The sequence below is a fragment of the Pseudomonas sivasensis genome, assembly GCF_021391435.1.
GTDB classification, from domain to species: Bacteria; Pseudomonadota; Gammaproteobacteria; order Pseudomonadales; family Pseudomonadaceae; genus Aquipseudomonas; species Aquipseudomonas sivasensis.
This window is the reverse complement of the sequence record NZ_CP090029.1, coordinates 63370-87489: the sequence shown is the minus strand read 5'-3', so window position 1 is coordinate 87489 and position 24120 is coordinate 63370. Positions and strand designations below refer to the sequence as shown.

14 protein-coding genes and 1 pseudogene are annotated in these 24120 nt (G+C 58.4%); 1 reads left to right on the top strand and 14 read right to left on the bottom strand.

The genetic code is table 11. The features are described from left to right. Positions 1 to 35: 35 nt before the first annotated feature. Both LRO94_RS00370 and LRO94_RS00365 read right to left on the bottom strand, forming a co-directional pair. Positions 36 to 446, bottom strand: coding sequence for an SMI1/KNR4 family protein (locus LRO94_RS00370; RefSeq protein ID WP_032884445.1), 411 nt, complete (start codon positions 444 to 446; stop codon positions 36 to 38). Then, a pseudogene (locus tag LRO94_RS00365) lies at positions 437 to 2233 on the bottom strand (RHS repeat-associated core domain-containing protein); the annotation flags it as partial. The gene LRO94_RS00370 and the pseudogene LRO94_RS00365, both read right to left, overlap by 10 nt. A 15-nt stretch (positions 2234 to 2248) precedes the next feature. On the opposite strand from LRO94_RS00365, the gene LRO94_RS00360 reads away from it, so the two are divergent. Beyond that, positions 2249 to 2494: an HU family DNA-binding protein gene (locus tag LRO94_RS00360; protein WP_032884527.1), complete on the top strand. Its 246-nt coding sequence runs from the start codon at positions 2249 to 2251 to the stop codon at positions 2492 to 2494. Positions 2495 to 2599: 105 nt separating this feature from the next. Here the strand turns inward: LRO94_RS00360 and LRO94_RS00355 are convergent, their stop codons facing one another. The 12 genes from LRO94_RS00355 to tssC all read right to left on the bottom strand — a co-directional run bounded on the left by LRO94_RS00355 (position 2600) and on the right by tssC (position 24119). Continuing rightward, on the bottom strand, positions 2600 to 3187 hold the full coding sequence (locus LRO94_RS00355; protein WP_032884444.1) for a hypothetical protein: 588 nt from the start codon (positions 3185 to 3187) through the stop codon (positions 2600 to 2602). A 35-nt stretch (positions 3188 to 3222) separates the two neighbouring features. Next, complete coding sequence (locus LRO94_RS00350) at positions 3223 to 7686, bottom strand: RHS repeat-associated core domain-containing protein (RefSeq protein WP_179179741.1); 4464 nt, start codon at positions 7684 to 7686, stop codon at positions 3223 to 3225. 152 nt (positions 7687 to 7838) lie between these two features. Then, the gene (locus LRO94_RS00345) at positions 7839 to 8849 is read right to left on the bottom strand and encodes a hypothetical protein (RefSeq protein ID WP_032884443.1); all 1011 of its coding nucleotides are present in this window, start codon (positions 8847 to 8849) and stop codon (positions 7839 to 7841) included. A gap of 6 nt (positions 8850 to 8855) precedes the next feature. Next, a complete protein-coding gene (locus LRO94_RS00340; RefSeq protein WP_179179742.1) occupies positions 8856 to 13265 on the bottom strand; it encodes an RHS repeat-associated core domain-containing protein in 4410 nt (1469 codons plus the stop codon). Positions 13266 to 13277: 12 nt separating this feature from the next. Next, on the bottom strand, positions 13278 to 13709 hold the full coding sequence (locus tag LRO94_RS00335) for a DcrB-related protein (protein WP_032884442.1): 432 nt from the start codon (positions 13707 to 13709) through the stop codon (positions 13278 to 13280). Between the two features lie 15 nt (positions 13710 to 13724). After that, complete coding sequence (locus LRO94_RS00330) at positions 13725 to 15665, bottom strand: type VI secretion system Vgr family protein (protein WP_122681902.1); 1941 nt, start codon at positions 15663 to 15665, stop codon at positions 13725 to 13727. 159 nt (positions 15666 to 15824) lie between these two features. Beyond that, positions 15825 to 18500: a type VI secretion system ATPase TssH gene (gene tssH / locus LRO94_RS00325; RefSeq protein ID WP_179179743.1), complete on the bottom strand. Its 2676-nt coding sequence runs from the start codon at positions 18498 to 18500 to the stop codon at positions 15825 to 15827. Beyond that, positions 18493 to 19536 carry a type VI secretion system baseplate subunit TssG gene (gene tssG / locus LRO94_RS00320; RefSeq protein WP_032884439.1) on the bottom strand — a complete coding sequence of 348 codons (1044 nt, stop codon included), beginning with the start codon at positions 19534 to 19536 and terminating at the stop codon, positions 18493 to 18495. Before tssG ends, tssH begins: the two co-directional genes overlap by 8 nt. After that, positions 19500 to 21359: a type VI secretion system baseplate subunit TssF gene (gene tssF, locus LRO94_RS00315; protein WP_095185221.1), complete on the bottom strand. Its 1860-nt coding sequence runs from the start codon at positions 21357 to 21359 to the stop codon at positions 19500 to 19502. The genes tssG and tssF overlap by 37 nt, the downstream gene beginning before the upstream one ends. Next, positions 21356 to 21871, bottom strand: coding sequence for a type VI secretion system baseplate subunit TssE (gene tssE, locus LRO94_RS00310; RefSeq protein WP_005792513.1), 516 nt, complete (start codon positions 21869 to 21871; stop codon positions 21356 to 21358). The genes tssF and tssE overlap by 4 nt, the downstream gene beginning before the upstream one ends. Before the next feature lie 92 nt (positions 21872 to 21963). After that, entirely contained in the window at positions 21964 to 22452 is a 489-nt protein-coding gene (locus tag LRO94_RS00305) for an Hcp family type VI secretion system effector (RefSeq protein ID WP_017735732.1), read from the bottom strand. Between the two features lie 170 nt (positions 22453 to 22622). Beyond that, positions 22623 to 24119, bottom strand: a complete 1497-nt coding sequence (tssC, locus tag LRO94_RS00300; RefSeq protein ID WP_032884437.1) for a type VI secretion system contractile sheath large subunit — start codon at positions 24117 to 24119, stop codon at positions 22623 to 22625. Position 24120 lies beyond the last annotated feature (1 nt).

Sequence of the window (24120 nt, the reverse complement as noted above, 5' to 3'; positions counted from 1 at the left end):
GCGCGACCCTATCTACCCGAACAAGTGCAACGCTTCTATCCGTTTGTGAGCTCACTCATAAACTCTTCAAATGATTCGCAAACAAATGCAAGCTCCTCTTCGTCCATCAAGTAAATATAAATGTATCCAAAGTCATTCTCCTTTACTGACAGGAGAAATGAGTTGCCGACCCTGTCATAAGCAAAGGGGATCATTTGTTTTAGCGATGGAATATCGTCAGTTAAATCTCTATAGATCGTTTCGACAGGTGCGTCACCATATTTGATAGGTGTAAAACCGCCCAAAAAAAAATCATTGTCGTCATTGCTGTCGGATAGATCACCGCCATTATGCTTTAGATAAAACTGTCTAAAGGCCGTCGGTAATTGCACGTGGAATATTTCTTGGAACTCGTTCAGTTCCTGTACAGAAAGAGCCTGTTTGGAGTCTTCAAGTTTCAGCCGCATTTGGGTGCTCCCTTTGTTCTACTCTTAAAGCGACCTGGGTGGGTGTAAGCCCTGCCTGTCGCTGCTTTGTATTGGGCGGCACCACCTTTATGGGTTATGCCGTTATGAGCATCTTTTTTAATTAGTTGCATAGTGCCTTTGTTGGTCTCCGGGTCGTAATCATCCAGGTGGTGCCAGACATGCCCGGCCGGTGCGCGCTTTTGATTCAATTTTGCCGCTTTGTTGGCGAGCTCTTCGTCTTTTTGATAGTCACCAGTGTATTCAATTCTGACAATTGGATTAACACCGGGTTTTTTATTGTAAAGCGCATTGCTGTTTGAATAGTCGAGCCCTCCGCCGGGGGTCTTCGTAACGCCTGTGTAGCCGCGATCTTTCAGTTTTACCAGCGGGTCAACTGCGAGTCCCAGAGGGTCAGCATAGCCGACAGGGTTAGGTGCATAAGTGTAGAAATTGAGGCCTCCAGCCAAACCTATCGGGTCGGGAGTGGTAAAGCGGCCTATGTCGGGATCGTAGAAGCGTCGGGTGTTGTAGTGCAATCCGATCTCACGATCCAGATACTGCCCCTGAAACCTCAGGTTCTGCTCTTCAATAAAGTAAGGCTCCCGCACCTCCTCCACGGTATTGCCCCACACCCGATAAGTCGCCTGCCACAGGGTGTGCCCATCAGCCTCTGTCAGTTGCTCCGGCAGGCCGTTGAGATCGTTGTGGTAGTAGCGAATTTTTTGCAGCTCCCCGATGCCATCGACGCGGGCCAGGGGTTGGTAGCCTTCGTCTTCATAGACGTAAAGGCTGGTCTGGCTGTGCTTTTGCTCCTGTAACAGACGCAAGCCGTCCCACAGGAACTGGGTTTCGCTCAGTGGATAACCATTGCTGCCGTGTTCGGTCTTGCCGATGCGCCGGCCCAGTGGGTCGTAGGCCATTCGCACTACGCTGCCGCCTTCATTACGCACTTCAATCAGCCGGCTTTCGGCGTCGTACGCAAAGTGTTGTACGCCTCGGGCGCCGCTGCGTTTTTCGATCATCCGCCCAAACGCGTCATAGCGATAACGTTTGTCCTGATAGGTCAGCAGCTTGTTATGCGCCACCAACCCGGCACCGGCCTGCGGGCCGTCGAGCAGGTTGGCGGCGGCGTCGTAGGCGAAGGTTTCGCGTTGGCCGTGCAGGCTGTCCTGGCTGGCGATGATGCGGCCGGTGGCGTCGTAATGCAGCAGTTGGCGATGCTGCGTGGTGGGTTGCTGGTCGAGTTTGCCAATCAGGTTGTCGGCGGGGTCGTATTCGAAGTGCTTCTGTATCGCCGCCGGTACCAACGCCGGCTGGCTGGTGTGGCGGCGTTGGCGTGAGCGCAGGCGGCCGCTGCGGTCGTACTCGCTGCGCGTGCTGATCTGGCCTTGGGTGCGCAGTACTTCACGGTGCAGGCGGTCGCGCTCAAAGTCACTGATGACGTGGCCGTCGAGGTTGATCTGATGCAGATGACCACTGCCGTAATGTAGGCGATTGATCCAGCGCCCATCGGGCAGTTTGCTTTGGATCCGGTTCCCCAGTTCGTCGTAGTGATTTTGCAACGAGCCCGCTTGGCTCCGTTCTTCCAGCATTTACCCGAGAGCGTCGTACGAGAACCCCAGTGTCTGTGAATGACCGCTCGTGTCCATGAAGTGGACGCCAGTCAGTTGGTCCAACACATCGTAGGTGTATTGGGTGTGACCATCATCTGTCACCTTGGCGCTCAAGCGCCCCATTGCATCACGCTTGAGTCGATGAATAATGGGTTTTACAGCTATTTCCGGTACCAGCCCAATGGTGCTATGGCCGGCAGGACCCGTGTCAAAGAACAGGCCAACCGCGTCCTCAACGCCGTTCTCGAAGAAATCACCGGCGCCCTGCACCGCAAGGACAGCGTCACCCTGGTTGGCTTCGGCACCTTCCTGCAACGCCATCGTGGCGCCCGCACCGGCAAAAAACCGCAAACCGGTGAGCCTGTGAAAATCAAGGCGAGCAACACCGTTGCATTCAAGCCGGGTAAATCGCTGAAAGACACTGTTAACGCGTAATTGCAGTACCGTCTCGACAGGGGGCGGGGTGGTATAAAAAATGGGCACGCCGACTGGGTTGGGTGCCCATTTTTTAATGCTTCAAACCACCTAAACACTGCTTGTCTATCTCAACGGCAAAGGCAGTCGTCGGGTTAAAGGCCTGAGGCTTTCACGATCGTTCCAGAGCCCCGGAAAGACTTCATATTTCAAATCATCCCGGTTAACACCGGTATCGAAGTAGCGACACAGTCTGTCGCTGAGGTCCTCATCTCCCCACATGTTGGTCAACTCATACTTTTCGATAATGTCGCGACTGTCCGAAAGTTGCAGATCTTCCTTTAGTGCAGGTACCAGGCTGTAGTCAGCATCGCAGCCGATGCCGAGGTCAACAAGATCAGCATCTCGAAACGGAAAGCCACCCTCAAAGCTGACGTGGGGCCTGAGCCAATAACGCTCATGATCCGAAAGGCTAAATGGCGTGACGGAAATTAGTTTTTCCGTTGCCAATCTCTGGGTCACCACCTTGCCGACAAAACCACTGAACAGGATCATACTGTTGTCCAGCGCAAGATCGGTCCAGACGCCGTCCACGCTTCTCACATCGTAGAAGCGCATGACGGAGTTCTTGATCATCTGGCCTACGGTGTATAAGTCATCTCGCAATTTGAGGCTGACTAGATCGCCTTCCTTCCAGAGGATGCGCTTGGCCATGGGCCCACTCCATTTTCAATAGTCATTGATGATATTCACGAGCAGCGGCCTGCTCGCGCACCTCTGCTTTTGCCTGCGACTTTGACAGGGGCTTTGCCCTTGGTTTTATTCGCGGCTTTTATGCGTTTATCCAGTGCTTTGCCTGAGTCTGTCTGAGACAAATGTTTATCCGCCGCAGCCAGGTATTCTTTCCTTCGGCCATTTCCTTTGCCGACCGGGTTTTGTGCGTTGGCGGTTCCATCTTTTCCTCCCAAGCCTTCATACACTCGTTGTTCCAGCCCTCGTGTAGTGTCCTTGCCATCCTGGCCGTAGGCGGTATGCAGGACTTGAGGTGCTTGGCCGCCAAAGCGATCGAAATTTGACCCGTAGCGATAGTTCAATACGTCTGAACCTACCTGTTTGCCTTGCATGCTGGCATAACCGACATAAGGTTTACCGGTCGCTTTGTCGACGCCCAGGTAGGTGATATGAGTCGCTGTGGTTGGACTGCCTGCCAGCCCCCACGCATCACACCAGCCCATCGGATTAGGCCCGTACTGATAGAGGTTCAAGCCACCGGCGAGTCCTATGGGGTCCGGCGTGATAAACCGACCTATATCGGGGTCGTAAAACCTGAACGTGTTGTAGTGCAAACCGGTTTCCCGGTCCAAGTATTGCCCCTGAAACCTCAAGTTCTGTTCTTCGATGTAAGAAGACTCTCTGGTTTCCTCGGCAGTATTACCCCAAGCGTAATAACTGGCCTGCCATACGCGGTGCCCATCGTGGTCCGTCAATTCGTGCGGCAGTCCGTTAGGATCGTTGTGGTAGTACCTGATTCTTTGCAGTGGGCCGAGGCCATCAACACGTGCCAGTGCTTCATAGCTCCCATCTTCATAAAGATAAAGGCTGGTCTGGTTATTACGGTGCTCTTGTATCAGTTGCAACCCGTCCCAGACAAAACGAGTGGTACCAAGCGTATTACCGTTGCTGTTTTGTTCGGTTTTTGTAATCCGACGACCTAAAGGGTCGTAGGTCATTGTGATGACAGTTTCATTGGCGGCGTGCTGATTTCGTATTTCGACCACTCTGCTTTCAGCGTCGTACTTGAATAGTTGAACGGCGCGACGAGCACTACGTTTTTCAACCAGGCGACCGAAACTGTCATACCGGTAACGCTTGTCTTGGTAGGTTATTAATTTGTTATGTACCACCAGGCCTTCACCCGGCCGGGGACCATCCAGAAGGTTGGCCGCTGCGTCATAAGCAAAGCTTTCCTGCGTCCCATGTATTGGATTCTGGCTGGCAATGATGCGATCAGTGGCGTCGTAGTGAAACGACTTTTGGTGTGCAATTCCTGCTTTTTGTTCGTGGCGGGCGATCAGGTTGTCGCTGGGATCAAAGTCGAAGTATGTCGAGCTCATTCCCGTCAGTGGTCGCGGCAGGGTACTTGGATACCGTACACGAGCGCGCAACCGCCCGCCCCGATCATATTCAGTGCGGGTGCTGATCTGACCTTGTGTGCGAAGTACTTCACGATGCAGGCGGTCCCGCTCGAAGTCACTGATGACTTGGCCATCGAGGTTGATCTGGTGCAAATGACCACTGCCGTAGTACAGACGGTTGATCCAGCGACCATCGGGTAATTGGGTCTGGGTCAGATTGCCCAATTCGTCATAGCGATGTTTCAAACTGCCGGCCGAGCTTTGCTCTTCGAGTGGCTGGCCGAGGGCGTCATAGCGATAACTCAATTTTTGTTCGTTGCCCTGGGCGTCCTTGAACGTGATTGCGATCAATTGATCCAGGAGATCGTATAAATAATCCGTGCGGCCATCGTCGGTGATTTTGACAACCAGGCGCCCGGCAGCGTCACGCTCCAAACAGTGAACAATAGGCTGTTCAGGGAGACCTGGCGCATTGCTGTCGTGAGTTGGTAAAGCAGTAACGCTGGTGATGCTGTTCAATGCATCGTAGTCATAGCGATGGGCGCTGCCATCTAGGTCGCGCTGCTCGACCAGGCGATCATTGGCATTCCACGTGAAACGATAACATTCGCCATTCTCGTTGGTCAGTGCTTGCAGCCGTGCGTAGCTGTCATAGCTGAATTGCACTTTGCGGCCGTGCGCATCCGTGCGCTGGCGAATGCGCCCGCGAGGGTTGTACTGATAATGAGTCGAGTGGCCTGACGGGTCGGTATGGACCGTCAATTGTCCACAGGCGTTACGTTGAAAATACTCGATACGACCATCTGGCAACTGCTGGCTGAGCATCCTGCCCATCGTGTCGTATGTGAAGGTTGTTCGTTCCCCTAGCGGGTCGGTAATGACCTGCAAATAACCGCGCTCGTCATAACTGAAACGCGTCGGGTAACCCGAACAATCAATATGCTCAACCAACTGCCCGAACGGGTTCCAGCGCATCTTCTTGCTTTTGCCGGTGGCGTCGATGATCTCCACGACCTGGCCGTGATCGTCATAGCGGTAGCGGGTGACGTAGCCCAGCGGATCGGTTTCGGCGATGCAGTTGCCGCGCTGATCGTAGCGATACGCCCAGCTATTATCGGCGGCGTCGGTCTCCACCAGCGGCAGTGCCCAGTGCTCAAGCCACAAGGTCGAGTCGCTGCGGCCCAGCGGGTCGGTCTCGCCGATCAGGTTGCCGGCGTCGTCGTAGCTGTATGCAAAGCGCCCGCCCAGCGGGTCGGTGGCGCTGAGCAATTGGCGCTCGTCGTTCCACTCGAACCGCCAGGTTTGCCCGAGGTTATCGCAGTAGCGAACGATCTGGTGCTGGGTGTTCCAGTGGCGGCTACTGACGCGTTGCAAGCCGTCGGTAATCCGCGTGATACCGGCCTGCAAGTCATAGTCGAACTGGTAGGCGTCGCCTTCGTCGGTCCAGTGCCGGACCACGCGCCATTCCACGTCTTCAACCAAGGCCCATTCGTAGAAACAGCGCAGACCGGTCGGCAACTGGTGCTCGACCATGCGCCGGCCGGCATCGTAGCTGAAGCGCCGCTGCACCTGGCCGGTGGCGTCGCGTACTTCAGCCAGATTACCGGCGGCATCATAGCCATAGCTGACCAGTACTTCGCGGCGTTGATCGGGGTAAAGACGTTCGAGCCGCATCACGTGGCCTTGATCGCGGATCAACTCCACTTGCACCAAGTCGAACGTATCGCGCAGCCGGATCAGCCGCCCGGCTTCGTCGTAATCAACATGGATGCGGTTTTTGTTGCGGTTGCCGAGCTGGCTGAGGCGCAGCAAAGCCGGGTTGGTGGAAGGCTCAAATAAGCGATACAGACCGTCATCGCTTTCAATCAGCAACTGCCCGTTGAGGTGTCGCCGCACGGCCAGCCCTTCACCGGCGCTGAACACCGCGCCGCCCAGGGGAATACTGCCCATGTCGATAGGCCGGCCCTGTTCATCGGTGTAGACCAGCGTTTCGCCGCCCTCGGGATGGGGACGAATTTCGACGCACACCTCATACGGCACGCTCCAACCCGCACCGAACAAACCGCCCGTGCGCTCGTCACGGCTGTTGTAGAAACGCTGCCAATCAATCGGCAGGATGCCAGGCAGTACGAAATCCAGCTCATCATCGCCGCCCAACACCTTGGCGCCGGTGGCCGCATGCACCGGGTTCGACGAGCCCATCGCCGCGTTGGCCATGGCCCCCATCGCACTGCTCACGGCCATCGAGGTCGCGCCGCCGATCAACATGCACGGCAGCTTGCTGAAGAACTTGCCCTTGCCACCCTTGAGCATCAACAACGCCGTCACCGCCAGCCCCACACCCGGGGTCTTGCCGCTGCGAATCTCGCGCACCACCACCGAGCCGCCGCCGATGGTCACGTTCGATGAAATCAACCCGGACGACACCACGGTCGCATCGCACGTACTGCGATCACCACTGCGCACCGCCGGCTGGCCGTTGATCGTGACCTTGTTCGAGCCCTCGGCAAGGAACTGCGGTGGCATAGGTGGGTGCTTCATGCACACCACCAGGTCCAGCGGCTTGGGCACGGCGCCGGGAGCGGGGGTTGCCACTGTAGGACGCCACATCTGCGAGAAGAAACTCTCGGCCATGTCCAGGTAGCTGGCTTCTGGCTCAGGCTCGGGTTCTTCCAGCTCGGTGCCGGCCGGCGCGACGTGGGAGCTGATCGCCCCGGCGGCACGGGCGGCGGGGATGTTGTTGGTGAGGGTGTCGGTGGAGCCCGTGAGAATGTTCGCCTGCACCGTGGGCGGGAACAGCGCATTGCTGAAGCTATCGCATAAATTCGTCAGACCTTTATCTGCCCCCGTCTTGCTCATGGCCAGGCCGACAATCGTGCCCACCACCGCGCCCAGCAGGAAGCAACCCAGCCCGCCAGTGGCGACGGTAATGCCGGTGGCCGCAACCACGGCCGCGGTCGCCACGGCGGTGATCGCGATATTGGCCGCCACCTCCAGCACACCGCCAAGGATGTCGGCCATCATCGAAGTGTGGGAAAGCGCATCCCCCATCCGGGCCGCCCATAGGGCATCAGACATAGGCTGCTCTGCTGGGCCAATCGGTGTTTAGCACGTTACCTTCCATAGTCACAGGATCCTTGTGTTTTAAGGCATACAGGTCAACGCGGTCTTCAGGCGCTTGATCAGGATAGGGTTGCCCAGACAATCCAATGGCCTTGACGGCGTAGCGGCTATAGCGAATATAAAATGTTGTAGAACACGGTTGGGCTATCGTTTATTGAGGAAAGATCGTGATCTGTCAGAATATTCCTGAAGCATTCTTTTTTGACAGACATCCGGCGAGAGACGATTGCTTGCACCACTTTTTCGAACACGGCTTTATCACGGGTATGCTTTTTAAGTCTCAATATTTCTTGAGGTTTATTTTTAATAATATAAAAGGCGTAGTTCATTAGGATGATGTTGGAAACAAAAAGATTGTGTGTGGATTGAAGTGGGTTGACCGTATCAACGATAGCGTCAAATAACGTTTGCCTGTCGTTAGCGTAAGCATGCAGAAATACATCTGGATACATAAATTCGCTGTGGCAATCATTAAATCGGAAACGATAATTCGTGTCGTTGGGTTTTGTCAGTAGTGTAATAATACTTTTTTGGTAGTCTTTTAAGACGCTAAAGATTACATTTTCTTTTCGGTCGTCGGCCTTGATTGCCTGATAAATCAGGTCAATAACGTCCAGTAGTGGGGTTGGCCCTAGAATATCTGCGTTTAGTATCAGTTTATTATTTTTGATGCTGAAACGCTTATAAATTTCGTCTTCAATGCTCAGTTCGAAAAGCAGGGATTTGAGTATGTGGTTTTTGAACTGTTCATTCGCATCGATCTGATTGTTTTTCAAAGTGATCAATTGAATTATATAGAAGAAGATAAAGTAGTCTTTATTGGTCCGTTGACGGTTGTCTATTTCAAGTAAATAACCGAAGCGTGACAGGACTGACAGGAGGGCATAACAGTCCGGTTCTGTGAAGCCGAGCTTCGACATGGCTTTTTCGAAGGTACTGATGGAAAACAGGTCATGCCAGCGGCTCACATAAAGCGTAGTCCCATTGAGCTTTCTGGCGGCGACAGAGAGTAGAGAAGGCTCATCTTCTCGGTAAAAAACATCACCGAACTCTGTCGGACATGGCCGGATGTTCAGGAAATTTTCAAGCTTGTATGAAAGGAGGTTGAACAGGTCCATTTTCCGCTATCCGCATGTCTTCCACTTTCCGTTCGGGCCTTTTTTCTCGACTCGAAAGGAGGTAATGGTTTTGTTAAATTTGTCGAGTAATCGGTTACCGATTCCTTTTGCCTTGGGTTCATTCGTTTTTGACAGCACGCCATCTTTCAACCCTGTCTCTTTATAGTCAACGTCAGAAATATCCTTATGATTGTTGAGCATGCTGACCCCTTCATTGTTGACTGTGGCCACTACCCGATACTGTTCCTTTCCAGGGTTGAAGCCGGGGTTGCTGTCATGATTGACCCAGATGGCTTTCTCACCCCTAATATTCGGAACCAAGCCCCCCTTACCGCCGTTGGCAGCCTTAGAGGCGACAGTTTCGCTTTTGCCCATGTAGCGAATGATTTCGTCCTCTTTTAGTCCGAGCGGATCGATCCAGGTGAATGGATTCGGTGCATAGCGATAAAGATTGAGGCTTCCTGTCAGACCCAACGGGTCGGGGCTGGTGAAGCGTCCTATGTCTGGGTCATAGAAACGAAAGGTGTTGTAGTGCAAGCCTGTTTCCCGGTCTAGGTACTGCCCCTGGAAACGCAGGTTCTGTTCCTCAATAAAGTAGGGCTCGCGGGTCTCATCGACTGTGTTGCCCCAAACCTGAAACTCTGCATGCCATAGCGGGTGACCGTCACTTTCCGTCAACGCGTGGGGCAGTCCATTGGGATCGTTGTGGTAGTAACGAATTCGTTGACCTTCACCAATACCATCGACCCTAGCCAGGGGCTCGTGACCATTATTGAGGTAGAGGTACAGGCTGATTTGACTATTTTTATGCTCTTTCAGTAATTGCAGGCCGTCCCAGTCGAAGCGGGTGTGGCCTATGAGCTGCCCTTTGCTGTTATGTTCGGTTTTCTCAATCCGTCGTCCCAGCGGGTCATAGCGCATTCTGACTACGCTTTCTCCCTCTGGTTTTTGCGTTCGGACTTCGATCAGCCGGTGATCAGTGTCATAGCTAAAATGCTGTAAACCGTGTCGTCTGCTGGATTTTTCAATCACTCTCCCGAACCCGTCGTAGCAGTACCGCTTATCCTGATAAGTGATCAGTTGGTTATGCGCTACCTGCTCTGTAGAACCGGATGAGCTGTCGAGAAGATTGGCAGCGGCATCGAAGCAAAATGATTCGTTCTGAGTTTGGCGGCCTCCCTGGGTTGCACGGATCCGCCCTGTCATATCGTAGTGCAGCAGTTGGCGTTGTTGTCCTTGTGGGCCCCGTTCGAGACGACCCACAAGATGGTCGCTGGGATCGAACTCAAAATGTATTTGTTCGGGCGCTGGCATCAAGGCCGCTAGGCTGGCATGCCGATGTTGGCGAGTGCGTAAGCGGCCGCTGCGGTCATATTCGCTTCGCGTACTGATGTGGCCTTGTGTCCGGATGACCTCTCGATACAGTCGATCATGCTCGAAGTCGCTTATTACATGGCCGTCGAGATTTAGCTGATGCAAATGGCCACTGCCATAGTGCAAGCGGTTAATCCGGCGGCCATCAGGCAATTGCGTCTGGATTAGATTGCCGAGTTCATCATAGTGATGCTTCAGGTTCCCGGCGGTGCTCTTTTCTTCGGTGAGATAACCCCGCGCGTCATAAGCGAAGCCCACTCGTTGTTGGTTGCCGTCGTTATCGATAGCGATTGCTTCGACTAACTGGTTCAACGGACTGTAGCGGAAGCAGGACTGTCCATCTGGTGTGATTCGGGTTGTCAGTCGGCCCATCGCATCCCGTTGCAGATGCTGGACGATAGTTTTTTCATTGGTCTGCTGACCTGTTCGCATCGCCGCGATGGTCTCGACTCTGTTTACGTTATCGAGGGCATCGTATGTATAACGTTTCGCGCTGCCATCAAGGTTACGCTGCTCCGTCAACCGATCCCCATCATCCCAGGCAAACCGGTAACGTTCTCCGTTCTCGTTGATCAGCGCTTGCAGCCGACCAAAGTTGTCATACCCGAACTGCACTTGCCGGCCATGGGCATCGGTGCGTTGGCGCACCTGGCCCCGGCGGTTGTGTTGATAGCGCGTGGTGTGGCCGGCCGGGTCGGTATAAGCGGTCAGTTGGCCGCTGATATCTCGTTGGTACTGCTCGCTACGGCCGTCGGGTAATTGGCTGCTGAGCAAGCGGCCTTGGGCGTCGTAGTGGAATTGGGTACGTTCGCCGAGGGCGTCGGTGATGACTTGCAAAAAGCCCTGCTCGTTGTAGCTGAACCGGGTCGGGTACCCCGAGCAATCGATGTGCTCGATCAGTTGCCCGAACGGGTTCCAACGCAGCTTTTTGCTTTTACCCGTGGCGTCGATGATCTCGACGACCTGGCCATGGTCGTCATAGCGATAGCGGGTGACATGGCCCAGCGGGTCAATGGCGGCGGTGCAGTTGCCGCGCTGATCATAGCGGTAGCGCCAACTGTTGCCGGCGGCGTCGGTTTGCGCCAACGGCAGGGCCCAGTGCTCCAGCCATAACGTCGAGTTGCTGCGCCCCAGGGGGTCGGTTTCGCCGATGAGGTTGCCTGCCTCGTCGTAGCTGTATTCATAGCGGCCGCCCTGTGGGTCGGTGGCGTTGAGCAGTTGGCGCTCGTCGTTCCATTCGAACAGCCAGGTCTGGCCGAGGTTGTCGCTGTAGAGGATGATCTGGTGTTGGCTGTTCCAGTGCCGGGTGCTGACACGCTGCAAGCTGTCGGTAATGCGTGTGGTGCCGGCCTGCAAGTCATAGTCGAACCGGTAGGCATCACCTTCATTGGTCCAATGTTTGACCACGCGCCATTCCAGACCATCTATCAGGGCCCACTCATAAAAGCAGTGCAAGCCGCTGGGCAACTGGTGCTCCACCATGCGTTGCCCGGTGTCATAGGCAAAGCGCCTTTGCACTTGGCCGCTGGCATCGCGTACCTCGGCCAGGTTGCCGATGGCGTCGTAATCGTAGCTTGCGAGTACTTCTCGGCGTTGATCGGAGTAGACGCGCTCGATGCGGGTCACGTGGAGTGGGTCGCGAATCAGTTCGACCTGAGTCAGGTCGAAGGTGTCGCGCAGCCGCACCAGGCCGTCGGCCTCGTCATAATCGAGATAGATGCGGTTGTCGTTACGGTCACCCAATTGGCTCAGGCGCAGCAGCGACGGGTTTGTCGGGGTGGGCTCGAACAAGCGGTACGCACCGTCGTCGCTTTCGATCAACAACTGCCCATTGCGGTTGCGCCGTACAGCAAGCCCCTCACCGGCGCTGAACACCGCGCCGCCCAAAGGAATGGTGCCCATATCGATGGGGCGCCCCTGTTCGTCGGTGTAGACCAGGGTGTCGCCGCCTTCGGGATGGGGCCGGATTTCGACGCACACTTCGTAGGCAACGCTCCAGCCCTTGCCGAACAGCGTGTTACGGCGTTCATCGCGGCTGTTGTAGAAGCGCTGCCAGTCAATCGGCAACAGGCCGGGTAGGACGAAATCCAGTTCGTCATCGCCGCCGAGCACCTTGGCCCCAGTGGCCGCATGGACCGGGTTCGACGAGCCCATGGCGGCGTTGGCCGCCGCGCCCATCGCACTGCTCACAGCCATCGACGCCGCCGCGCCGGCCAACATGCACGGCAATTTGCTGAAGAACTTGCCCTTGCCGCCCTTGAGCATCAGCAGCACAGTCACTGCCAACCCGACCCCCGGGGTTTTGCCGCTGCGAATCTCACGCACCACCACCGAGCCGCCGCCGATGGTGACGTCGGGGGAGATCAGGCCGGAGGACACCACTTTCGCATCGCAGGTGCTGCGATCGCCGCTGCGCACCGCGGGCTGGCCGTTGATGGTCACCTTGTCCGAGCCTTCGGCCATGAACTGCGGCGGCATCGGTGGGTGCTTCATGCAAAGCACCAGGTCTTCGGGCTTAGTTTCTGTACCTGGCGCAGGCGAAGCCACGGTGGGGCGCCACATCTGTGAGAAGAACTCGCCGGCCATGTCCAGGTAACTGGCTTCGGCTTCAGGCTCTTCTTCCGGAGCCTGCATCTCCAACTCCGTGCCGGCCGGTGCTACATGGGAAACAACCGCCCCGGCAGCACGGGCAGAGGGGATGTTATTGGTAAAGGTATCGAGGGATCCTGTGAGGATATTGGCCTGTACCGTCGGTGGGAACAGCGCGTTGCCGATGCCCTCGCATAAATTGCTCAGGCCCTTGTCGGCTCCGGTCTTGCTCATCGCGAGGCCCACCACCACGCCGACTACTGCGCCCAGCAGGAAGCACCCCAACCCGCCCGTGACAACGGTGATCCCGGTGGCGGCCACCACCGCCGCCGTGGCCAGTGCGGTAATCGCGATGTTCGCCGCCACCTCCAGCACGCCGCCGAGAATGTCGGCCATCATCGAGGTATGGTCGAGCGCATCGCCCATCCGGGCCGCCCAAAGTGCGTCAGACATGCAGGTCGCTCATCAAAGCGCGTCGAACGACAGCGAGTTCTTGATCAACGCCCAATGCGCCGCCTCGGCATCACCCAGCTTATCCGCCTTCACATAACTCAACGCGAGCATCTTGCGTGTGCCCGGTATCACCAGGGCCAACTGATACTGGAACACCTTGTCATTGCCCTTGTTGAACTGGCTGCGCAGCTCGATGCCTTCGACCTCTTGCGCGGCGCCCAGGCGCACATCGACACCCGGTTGGTAGCGCAAGTCCTGCACCTGTTTTTCCAGGCGCTGGAGTTGGTCGTTGAAGTTGCTGTGCAGGGTTTCGCCTTCGGCCAGCAGGCTGCGGCTGACGATCAGGGACGTGCCCAGTTCGGGGAACTTGAGGATGTTGATCGTCGCGTCCTGCAACTCACTGGCGGGCAGTTGAAACTGGAATTCGTTGATTCGGTACGTCATGGCAAACAGGTCTCGTCAGGAGCTTTTAGGTGCGGGGAACGCTGCCTTGATATTGGCGTCAATGGCGCCTTTCTGGCCTTGGCCATCGGGCGTGGCGCCGGGGCCGCCCCCGTTGTTCAGGTGCAGCACGCCGCCGGTGTTGAACTCGGCATCGCCGCTGGCGTGGAAGCTGATATTGACGCCGCTCAGGTTGATCTGCCCGCTGGCGTTCAACTCCAGAATGCTTTTACCGCAGACCAGGCGTAGGTTTTCGCCCACTTCAATCACGTAGCTCTGGCTGATACTGTCGGTTTTCCTCTTGCCCACAGAAAGGATGTCTTCCTGCTTGACGATGCGCACACGGTTATTCCCAATCGTCACCGTCTCGTTGTGCCCGATGCTCTTGTTGCGGTCATGCCCTACCGAGTGACTTTCGTCCACTTCGACGACGATGTCCTGGTTTCGCTCGGCATGGATATACAACTGCTCCAACCCCTTCTTGTCCTCCATGCGGATTTCATTGAAGTTGGCCGGTGTGCCGCCCTTGCTCGAACGGCTTTTCATGCCGCTCTGGGTCGCGTTTTCCGGCAGGTCGTACGGTACGGTCTGCTCAGCGTTGTACACGCGGCCGGTGATGATCGGCCGGTCGGGGTCGCCTTCAAGAAAGCTGACAATCACTTCCTGGCCAATCCGTGGAATCTGCATCGAGCCCCAGTTCTTGCCGGCCCAAGACTGCGATACGCGAATCCAGCACGAGCTGTTTTCGTTGGATTGGTCGTGGCGGTCCCAGTAGAAGTGCACCTTTACGCGGCCGTACTGGTCGGTCCAGATCTCCTCGCCTTTGGGGCCTACAACCAAGGCGGTCTGCGGGCCTTTGACGATGGGGCGGTGGGTGTTGGCCAGCGGGCGGAAGCTTTGTTGGGCGTCGATGCAGGTCAGGCTGCTTTCGAACTGCGCCGAGCCCGAGCCGCCGCCGCTTTCCAGGCTTTCCTGGACGATGTAATAGCGGCAGCCGACGATCAGGTATTCGCGGTTCTGGTCCTGGCGGCTGAAGCCGGTGAGGCTGAACAGGTGGCCAGAACCTAGCCCGCGCGCGTTGCCGGCGAACTCGATTTGCTCATGCAGGGTTTGCAGGGCTTCGATGCGGGTGCGCGCGTAGTGTTCGCCGTCGGCGCTTTGCACGTAGGTGCCGGGGTAGTCGTACAGCGGGTAGTCGCCGGCAGTGTGCGGGCGCGGCATGGCCGAGCGCACGTCGATGCTGGCGCTGGGGCGCTGGAAGTCGTAGTCGTTGAGCTCCAGGGAGCCCGGTTGCACTTCCTGCGCCAGGTGCCAGTTGTGCATGTGGTCGCGTTCGCGCTGCTGCTCGTCCTTGGGGTAATACGGGATAGACGCGTAGCCTGGCACCGTGGTGTGGGCGCCATAGGCGTCGGCCAGCACCAGCACGTGACGGTCCTGTTCATGGCGGAAGAAGTAGTAGATGCCTTCCTGCTCCATCAAGCGGCTGACGAAATCGAAGCTGGTCTCGCGGTACTGCACGCAGTACTCCCACTCGCGGTACGGCCGGCTCAGGGCGTCTTCGAAGTCGGAAAAACCCAGGTCGCGGAACACCTGCTTGATGATCTGCGGGATGCTCAGGTTCTGGAAGATCCGGCAATCGGAGGTGCGGCTGAGCAGCCAGAACCACGGGCGCAGCGTCACCTGATAACTGGCGAACTGACCCTGATCGATGTTCTGGCTGCAACGCGCGACGATTCCGTGGAAGTGCCGCTCACCACCGTCCGCCAGTTGCACGCCGACGCTCATCGGCTTGCCCAGCAACTGGTTGAGGTCGATGTTGGCGTCCAGGGACGTCAGTTGCAGCTCATAGTTGAACAGTCGGCCCAGCTCTTCGCCGCCGCCCATTTCATTGAGCAGCAGCACATCCGGCCCGAGGGGGCTGGTGATCTTGGCCAGGCGTGAGGCTTGGTTGAATAGCATCGGGCGTCTCGAAAATGACTAAATAACTGAAGAAACTGAGTTCAAATGTGGGAGGGGCTTGCCCCCCGATAGCAGTGTGTCAGTTGAGGTATCAGGCGACTGATTCACCGCCATCGGGGGCAAGCCCCCTCCCACACTTAAACCGCATTCCAACAGTCGTTATTCGGCGTCGCTGAAGTCGTAGTGCAATTCATTATCCCGGCTGCTGATGCGCACACCCGCCAGCGCCTTGCCCTCAAGCATGCGCGTGAGGAACTCACGGCTCATGTCCGGCAGCAGGCTGTTGGTGAGGATGGTGTCGATCATGCGTCCGCCGCTTTCGGTTTCGGTGCAGCGCGAGACGATCAGGTCGACCACCGCGTCGTCGTAGTCGAAGGCGACCTTGTGGGTATTCTCCACGCGCTTCTTGATGCGGTTGAGTTGCAGGCGGGTGATCGCCTTGAGCATCTCGTCGCTCAGCGGGTAGTAGGGGATCGTCACCAGGCGGCCGAGCAAGGCAGGCGGGAAGATCTCCAGCAATGGCTGACGCAGGGCCTTGGCGATTTCTTCTGGCTCGGGGATGTTCGCCGGGTCTTTGCAGACGCGGGAAATCAGCTCGGTACCGGCGTTCGTGGTCAGCAGGATCAGGGTGTTCTTGAAGTCGATCACCCGGCCTTCGCCGTCTTCCATCACGCCTTTGTCGAACACCTGGAAGAAAATTTCATGCACGTCCGGGTGGGCTTTCTCCACCTCGTCCAGCAGCACCACGCTGTAGGGTTTACGCCGCACTGCTTCGGTCAGCACGCCGCCTTCGCCGTAGCCGATATAGCCCGGTGGCGCGCCCTTGAGGGTCGACACCGTGTGAGCTTCCTGGAACTCGCTCATGTTGATGGTGATCACGTTCTGCTCACCGCCGTACATGGCCTCGGCCAAGGCCAGGGCGGTTTCGGTCTTGCCCACGCCGGATGTGCCGGCCAGCATGAACACGCCAATCGGCTTGCTCGGGTTATCGAGGCCGGCTCGGGAGGTCTGGATGCGCTTGGCGATCATCTGCAGGGCGTGGTCCTGGCCGATGATGCGTTTCTTCAGGTGCTGGTCGAGGTTAAGCACCGTCTCCAGTTCATTGCGAGCCATGCGGCCCACCGGGATACCGGTCCAATCAGCGACCACCGAGGCCACGGCCTGGTAATCCACGGTCGGTAGGATCAGCGGAGTTTCGCCTTGCAGCGCGGTCAGTCGCTGTTGCAGATCGACCAGTTTCGCACGCAACTCATCGCTCTCGTTGTTACCCGCATCGCTGTCCACAACCCCGGCCTTTTCACGCAGGGTGGCACGGGTGGCGAGCAATTCATCCACCAGGTTTTTCTCTTCGGTCCAGCGGGTTTCCAGGGTCGCCAGGCGCTCACGCTCGGCGCTTAACAGGGTTTCGCTGTTGCTCTGGCGCGCACCAATGTCGATGCCGATGGCATGCTCGCGGGCGATGATTTGCAGCTCGGTTTCCAGGGCTTCGATGCGGCGGCGGCTGTCGTCCACTTCGGCCGGTACGGCGTGCAGGCTGATGGCGACGCGGGCGCAGGCGGTGTCCAGCAGGCTTACGGATTTATCGGGCAACTGGCGCGCCGGGATATAGCGGTGAGACAGCTTTACCGAGGCTTCAAGGGCTTCGTCGAGGATCTGCACCTGGTGGTGTTTCTCCATGGTCGATGCCACGCCGCGCATCATCAGCAGAGCTTTGTCTTCCGACGGTTCAGCAACTTGCACGACCTGGAAGCGGCGGGTCAGCGCTGGGTCTTTCTCGATGTGCTTCTTGTACTCGGCCCAGGTGGTGGCCGCCACGGTACGCAGGGTGCCACGGGCGAGGGCAGGCTTGAGCAGGTTGGCTGCATCACCCGTCCCGGCGGCGCCACCGGCACCTACCAGGGTATGGGCTTCGTCGATAAACAGAATGATCGGCTTGGGCGAGGCCTGGACGTCTTCGATGACCTGGCGCAGGCGCTGTTCAAACTCGCCTTTCATGCTGGCGCCGGCTTGCAGCAGGCCTACATCGAGGCTGCGCAGTTCCACGTCTTTCAGTGCAGGCGGCACGTCACCGGCGACGATGCGAAGGGCGAAACCTTCGACCACGGCCGTCTTGCCGACGCCGGCTTCACCGGTGAGGATCGGGTTGTTCTGGCGGCGGCGCATGAGGATGTCCACCAGTTGGCGGATCTCTTCGTCACGGCCGACGATAGGGTCGAGCTTGCCGCTGCGAGCCTGTTCGGTCAGGTCGACGGTGAAACGCTTGAGGGCTTCCTGTTTGCCCATCGCACTCGGTGCCATGGCGCCGCTGGCCTCGCCTGGAACACCGGCGTTAAAGCCGTCGCTGGCGCTCAAGGCGTTTTCCGGCGAGTCGCCAACGTATTCATCAAAACGCTCGCTCAGTGCCTCGGCCTTGATCTTGTCGAATTCCGAAGACAACCCCAGCAGCGCGTGGCGCAAGCTTGGCGTCTTGAGGATGCCTAGCACCAGATAACCGGTGCGCACCTGGCTTTCGCCGAACATCAGGCTGCCGTATACCCAGCCGCGCTCCACGGCTTCTTCCACATGGGACGACAGGTCGGTGATCGACGTCGAGCCACGCGGCAGGCGGTCCAGGGCTTCGGTGAGGTCACGGGCCAGGCGCGCCGGCTCGACGTTGAACTGGCGGATGATGCGGTGCAGGTCCGAGTCCTGCAGTTGCAGCAACTGGTGAAACCAGTGGGCCAGTTCCACATACGGATTGCCCCGCAACTTGCAGAACACGGTGGCGGCTTCGATGGCCTTGTAGGCCACGCTGTTGAGTTTGCCGAACAGTGCGGCGCGACTGATTTCACCCATGCTCTGGATTCCTTGAGGTGGTGGCTTGATCGGCGTAATGCCGGGCCAGGATTAGGTCGTTGGCGTCATGCTCGGGATTGCCGAGCCAGGTGTTAAAGCCCAGGCGGAACTGGCCATTGAGTTGCAGCGCCGGTACTTCGGGTTGTTGCAAAACCAGGTTCAAGTCCCAGTCCAATTCATGGCCCAGGTACTCGGCCACCCACGCCACCAGCTCGTTGAACGGCTGACTGCCGGGCAGCATGCCCATGTAGTCGTCCAGCTTGAGCGGGCCCAGGCGGATACGGAATTTGTGCTGGCGGTCCCACACATGGCTGCCCAGGCAAAAGTCCACACCCAGCCGGTTGGCGCTGACACTCACACGGCTGCGCTCTGGCAGTTCCAGCCATTGGCCGACGTATTCTTCAATCTCCACCGGCAGGCCGAAATACTCGCCGAGGATTGCCTTCAAACCGTCTGGGTAACGGGTTTGCGCTGATAAGTGACCGCTGTAATGCAGCTTCGCCGTGTCGGGAATCAGCCCTTGGTTGAGCAGACTCGGCATGCCTCGACCACTTAAGGCGGCGAGGCGTGCAGACCAGTAGTCATCATCCGGTCGGTCATGGCTGACCGTCGGCCGCGCCTCGGCCCAAGCCCGATAAAACAGGCTCAGCAGGCGGTGGTGGAAGACGTCCAGGAACTGCTTGCTGGTACTGTCAGCATTGTTGCGCTGGCGCTCGCGTACGTACTCGGTGATGTGCAGCGGCAACGGGCCGTTCGGGCCGCCGAGGCCAAAGAAGAACTGCTCCAGGCGTGCGGGTTTGCCATCGCCGCCGGGGTCGACCGACGCCAGGGTGGCCGGGGCGAACGTGCAATCGGCCTGTTGCCCCAAGCGTAGCGGGTCGTCTGCCAGGCGCAGGGAATGGCCCAGGCGCGGCAGGTCCGGCGATTCGCACTCGATACGCCGCAGCGCCTGGAAGAAATCGTATTCCCAGGGCTCCTGATGCATCGCATCCAAAGTACTCACAGGGTCGGACGACGCCCGGGCTTGGCTTTCCATCGCATGATCTCGCCGCGTTCGGTGGTACGGATCACCGTCTCGGTAAAACTGTTGATCGACACGTAGCGTGCCAGGAAGCGTTCCAGCACCGCACCGAGCAGGAACACGCCGGTACCGCGAAACGCGTTTTCATCGAACTCCAATGTGATCTCAAGACCGCGGCCAAATACGATCGGTCCGGGCATCGGCAGGCGCCGGGTGACGGCCTTGCTGCTGACGTCGCGCAGACCTTCGATCTGCAATTGCAGGGCGGCGTCATTGCTGTCGCCATACAGGCGCAGTAATTCGCGCAAGGCACCCGCGCCCTGGCCTTGTTCGCTCAGGGACAAATAGTTGAGCGACAACTGGCTGATCAGGCGCCAGGCCTTGGCGTCATGGGCATGGCTGGCGCGCGGGCGACTTGGGCCGGCGACGCAACGCACGGATAAAACCGGCGCGCTGTCGGAGAGGGTGAAGTCGGTCTTGCCATTGCCCACGCTCATGAACAACGGCAAATCGCGATTCGTGCACAGCGCCGTCACGCCCAGTTGGCGCAGGTCGTGGCCGTAGGGCGCCTGGCGGCTGTCCACCAGGCTGACGAAGGTTTCGCTGCCCACGTAGGTAGAGCGTGGGCCATTGCGGCGTTGGTCGCTGGATAGCACGCGCGGCTCGCGACGCACCGTGTAGTACGCCTGGTCGCGGCCATAACGGGATGGATCGCGTACCGCATAGAACGGCAAAAATGGCTGCTCTGGCCCAGTACCGTGGCCGGTGATGCCGCTCAGCGAGTGAATCTCGAAATCCATCGGCCGTGTGCGGTCGGCGATCACGTGGTGTTCGTTGACCCGGTCGGACAAGTGGATGCGGTCCACGCGCTTCGGGAACAGGTTGATCGCCGGGGTGCAGAACGGCAGGAATTGCGCCGCGCCGACGCTGCCTTCCAGGCTCGGTTCGTGACGGTCGAACAGCACGATCAGCTCCAGCTCCTGGCCGTCGCAACGTTTGACCGCGCGGCTCAGTTCGGCGAATTCGACGAACAGGAAACGGTGGGGCAGGGCGAAGTATTCCTGCAACAACCGATAGCCCTGGAATGCGCGCGCAACGACCGGCATAGCCGCGTCGGCATCGTCGAAACCCCGGGAGCGCAGTGCGTCCTGGGGCAACCGCTCAACCCAATCGCCACCGGGCTTGCGCGCAAACACCGCGCAGGCGTTGCCCAGCAGTTGTTCGTAAAGGCGGAACGGCTGCTCGTCGGCGCCGCTGAGGTACAGCGGCAGGTTGTCCAGGTCGAGGCTGTTGAACGGCAATTCTGCGCCGGTGCGTAGGGTCAGGCGCAGGCCGGCCTTGGCTTTCGGCTCACTGGCGGCCAGGCGACCGAGTACGGCGGCGGGGTTGCCGAAGTACTCGGCATTGCTGACCTGCAACGGCCACAACGTCACCGGGTGTGCGGTGCGGTACTCGCAGCAGGTCTGGGTTTCGCGGCCCAGGGCGGCACGCAACACGGTGTCGCGCGGCAGCGGGAAACCGCTGGCCAGGGAGCCTTCGTCGGGGTCGGTCTGCAATTGCACCACGGTCATCGACGGGGTCGGCGCCAGGTAGTGCGGGTAAGCGATTTCCAGCAGGTTGTGGGTGAAGGTCGGGTACTCGGCGTCGAGTTTGAGCTGTACGCGGGCGGTGAGGTAAGCGAAGCCCTCAAGCAAACGTTCGACATACGGGTCGGCGCAGTCCATGCCAGACAACGTCAGCCGACTGGCGATCTTCGGGTATTCCTTGGCGAACTCGGCGGCGCTCTCGCGCACGTGATGCAGTTCTTGGTTGTACAGCTCCAGCAGGCGCGGATTCATGGGCGTCTCCGCTGGTCGGCATTGACCACGCGCACGTGGCCGGATTCAAGGTCGAGGTCGGTTTGCAGCAACAGGCGCAACGGCACTGGCTGCGCCCACAGGTCGCCTTCGATCTCGAAACTCAGGGCGTTGTGATTCATCTCGCCATGGCCGACGCGGGCCTTCACCCGCAGGGTATGGCGAAGGATGCGCGGTTCAAAGGTGGCAATCGCCTGGTAGATCAGGGCTTCCAGAGCCTTGATGTCGACACTGGAAACGCTGTTGCCCGCCAATGCAGGTAGGCCGTAATTGACCACCGAGGTACCGGCCGGGGTGTGCAGCGTGGCGTCGGCATCGAGCAACGACGTGGTATTGAGCAGCCACGCCAGGTCGCGCAGCACCGAGGCTTTCAATTGGGTCAGGGACAGCACGCGTTTGTCGGCGCTTTCCTTGGGATTGGTTGGGTCGTCGTCAGTCAGCCGGTCCAGCAAGGACGGTTGCAGACGGTCGCGGGAAGCGATTTCAGTTACCACCAAAGCAGCTCCACGGACGGGTTGTGAGAGGGACGGTTGTTCTGAGGGGCAGGGCTAGTGGCCGTGGCATGAGACCACGGCCACCAGGGCTATCAGCGCTTGGTGTTGGAACGAATGTTCCAGCCAAACTTGATTGCACCGCCGTCTTTGGTGCCGTCAGCTTTCTGCGGCTGGTAGTCAACCATCACTTGGGCGAAGTTCAGGGTAACGTTCTCGGTCAGGCGGTCATCGGAGCCCGAACCGCCTGTGCTCAGGGACGTGACCAGCACTTCTTCCAGGTTGATCACCATGTACTCGACCTGGCTTTCACCACCGGCCTTGCGCACAGTCAGCTTGACCTTGTCGATGTGCTTGCCGCTGGCGCAGTGCATCATCAGGTTCGGCGAAGCTTTGTCGACGTACTTGGTCAGCGACAGGTCCTGGATATTCACCTTGCCTGCACCACCACCACCGCCCACGTGCATGTTGCCGGACTGGGCCATGCCCCAGCTCCAGTTCAGTACGTCGATTTCGTCCTTGTGGGCCTTGTCCATGGACTCGCCCTTGATGTCGCCGATCTTGATGAAAATATCAACAGCCATGTTTTCTCCCTGTGTGGCGCTTGCCACTGAATTTGAGTAACTCCAAATGGGCAGTGCCTTTGTGTGGGAGGGGGCTTGCCCCCGATGCAGGCACCTCGGTGTGTCAGTCACACCCCAGTGATGCTATCGGGGGCAAGCCCCTCCCACAGAAGAGCCAGCTCATCCGTGGGTTAGGCGCTTTTCGCCGAAGGCAGTTTCGATACCAGGCGCAGCGACACGGTCAGCCCTTCGAGCTGGTAGTGCGGGCGCAGGTAGAACTTGGAGTTGTAGTACCCCGGGTTGCCTTCGACGTCTTCCACGATCACTTCGGCGGCAGCCAATGGGTGCTGGGCCTTGGTGGTTTCGGTGGAGTGCGCCGGGTCACCGTCGACGTAGTTGAGGATCCAGTCCTGCAACCAGCGCTGCATCTCGTCCTTCTCTTTGAAGGAACCGATTTTGTCGCGCACGATGCACTTCAAGTAATGCGCGAAACGGCAGGTGGCGAACAGGTACGGCAGGCGCGCGGCCAGGTTGGCGTTGGCGGTGGCGTCCGGGTCGTCGTATTCGGCCGGTTTCTGCAACGACTGGGCGCCGATGAACGCGGCGAAGTCGGTGTTTTTCTTGTGCAGCAGCGGCATGAAACCGTTCTTCGCCAGCTCCGCTTCACGGCGGTCACTGATGGCGATTTCGGTCGGGCACTTCATGTCCACACCACCGTCGTCGGTAGGGAACGTGTGGGCCGGCAGGTTTTCCACTTCACCACCGGACTCCACGCCACGGATGCGCGAGCACCAGCCGTAGTGCTTGAACGAACGGTTGATGTTCACCGCCATCGCGTATGCGGCGTTGGCCCAGGTGTACTTGGAGCTGTCGGCGCCGTCGGTATTTTCTTCGAAGGCGAAAGCTTCCACCGGGTCGGTCTTGGCGCCATACGGCAGACGCGCCAGGAAGCGCGGCATGGTCAGGCCGATGTAGCGCGAATCTTCCGATTCACGCAGCGAGCGCCAGCCGGCGTATTCCGGGGTGGTGAAGATCTTGGTCAGGTCGCGCGGGTTCGACAGTTCCTGCCACGAGCCCATGCCCATCACGGTTGGCGAGGCCGCAGCGATGAACGGGGAGTGCATGGCCGCGCAGACTTTCGATAGCTCGCCCAGCAACTCGACGTCCGGAGGCGACTGATCGAAGTAGTAGTCGCCGACCAGGCAACCATACGGTTCGCCGCCGAACTGGCCGTATTCTTCTTCGTACATTTTCTTGAAGATCGGGCTCTGGTCCCACGCGGTGCCCTTGAATTTCTTCAGGGTCTTGTGCAGGTCCGGCTTGGAGATGTTGAGCACGCGGATCTTGAGCTGCTCATCGCTCTCGGTGTTGTTGACCAGGTAGTGCAAGCCACGCCAGGCGCTTTCCAGCTGCTGGAAGTCCTGATGGTGGATGATCTGGTTGACCTGGGCGGTGAGCTTGGCGTCGATGGCGGCGATGATCGATTCGATCGACTTGATCGCGTCGTTGGACACCAGGTCTGTTTGCGCCAGAGCCTGTTCGGCCAAGGTGCGCACAGCGGTTTCCACGGCTTCGCGGGCACGCTCGGTCTTGGGTTTGAACTCTTGCAGCAGCAGGTTGGCGAACTCGCTGGCTTCTTCGGTGGCACCCAGGATCTGGCTGCCTTCGCGGGCGGTATTGTCAGTCATG

Coding starts and splice junctions, on each gene's coding strand:
- tssC (WP_032884437.1), bottom strand. CDS start 24,119: ATGACTGACAATACCGCCCGCGAAGGCAGCCAGATCCTGGGTGCCACC.
- LRO94_RS00330 (WP_122681902.1), bottom strand. CDS start 15,665: ATGCTATTCAACCAAGCCTCACGCCTGGCCAAGATCACCAGCCCCCTC.
- LRO94_RS00350 (WP_179179741.1), bottom strand. CDS start 7,686: ATGTCTGATGCCCTATGGGCGGCCCGGATGGGGGATGCGCTTTCCCAC.
- LRO94_RS00355 (WP_032884444.1), bottom strand. CDS start 3,187: ATGGCCAAGCGCATCCTCTGGAAGGAAGGCGATCTAGTCAGCCTCAAA.
- LRO94_RS00360 (WP_032884527.1), top strand. CDS start 2,249: ATGGCCGGCAGGACCCGTGTCAAAGAACAGGCCAACCGCGTCCTCAAC.
- tssG (WP_032884439.1), bottom strand. CDS start 19,536: ATGGAAAGCCAAGCCCGGGCGTCGTCCGACCCTGTGAGTACTTTGGAT.
- LRO94_RS00305 (WP_017735732.1), bottom strand. CDS start 22,452: ATGGCTGTTGATATTTTCATCAAGATCGGCGACATCAAGGGCGAGTCC.
- tssF (WP_095185221.1), bottom strand. CDS start 21,359: ATGAATCCGCGCCTGCTGGAGCTGTACAACCAAGAACTGCATCACGTG.
- LRO94_RS00340 (WP_179179742.1), bottom strand. CDS start 13,265: ATGTCTGACGCACTTTGGGCGGCCCGGATGGGCGATGCGCTCGACCAT.
- LRO94_RS00345 (WP_032884443.1), bottom strand. CDS start 8,849: ATGGACCTGTTCAACCTCCTTTCATACAAGCTTGAAAATTTCCTGAAC.
- LRO94_RS00370 (WP_032884445.1), bottom strand. CDS start 446: ATGCGGCTGAAACTTGAAGACTCCAAACAGGCTCTTTCTGTACAGGAA.
- LRO94_RS00335 (WP_032884442.1), bottom strand. CDS start 13,709: ATGACGTACCGAATCAACGAATTCCAGTTTCAACTGCCCGCCAGTGAG.
- tssH (WP_179179743.1), bottom strand. CDS start 18,500: ATGGGTGAAATCAGTCGCGCCGCACTGTTCGGCAAACTCAACAGCGTG.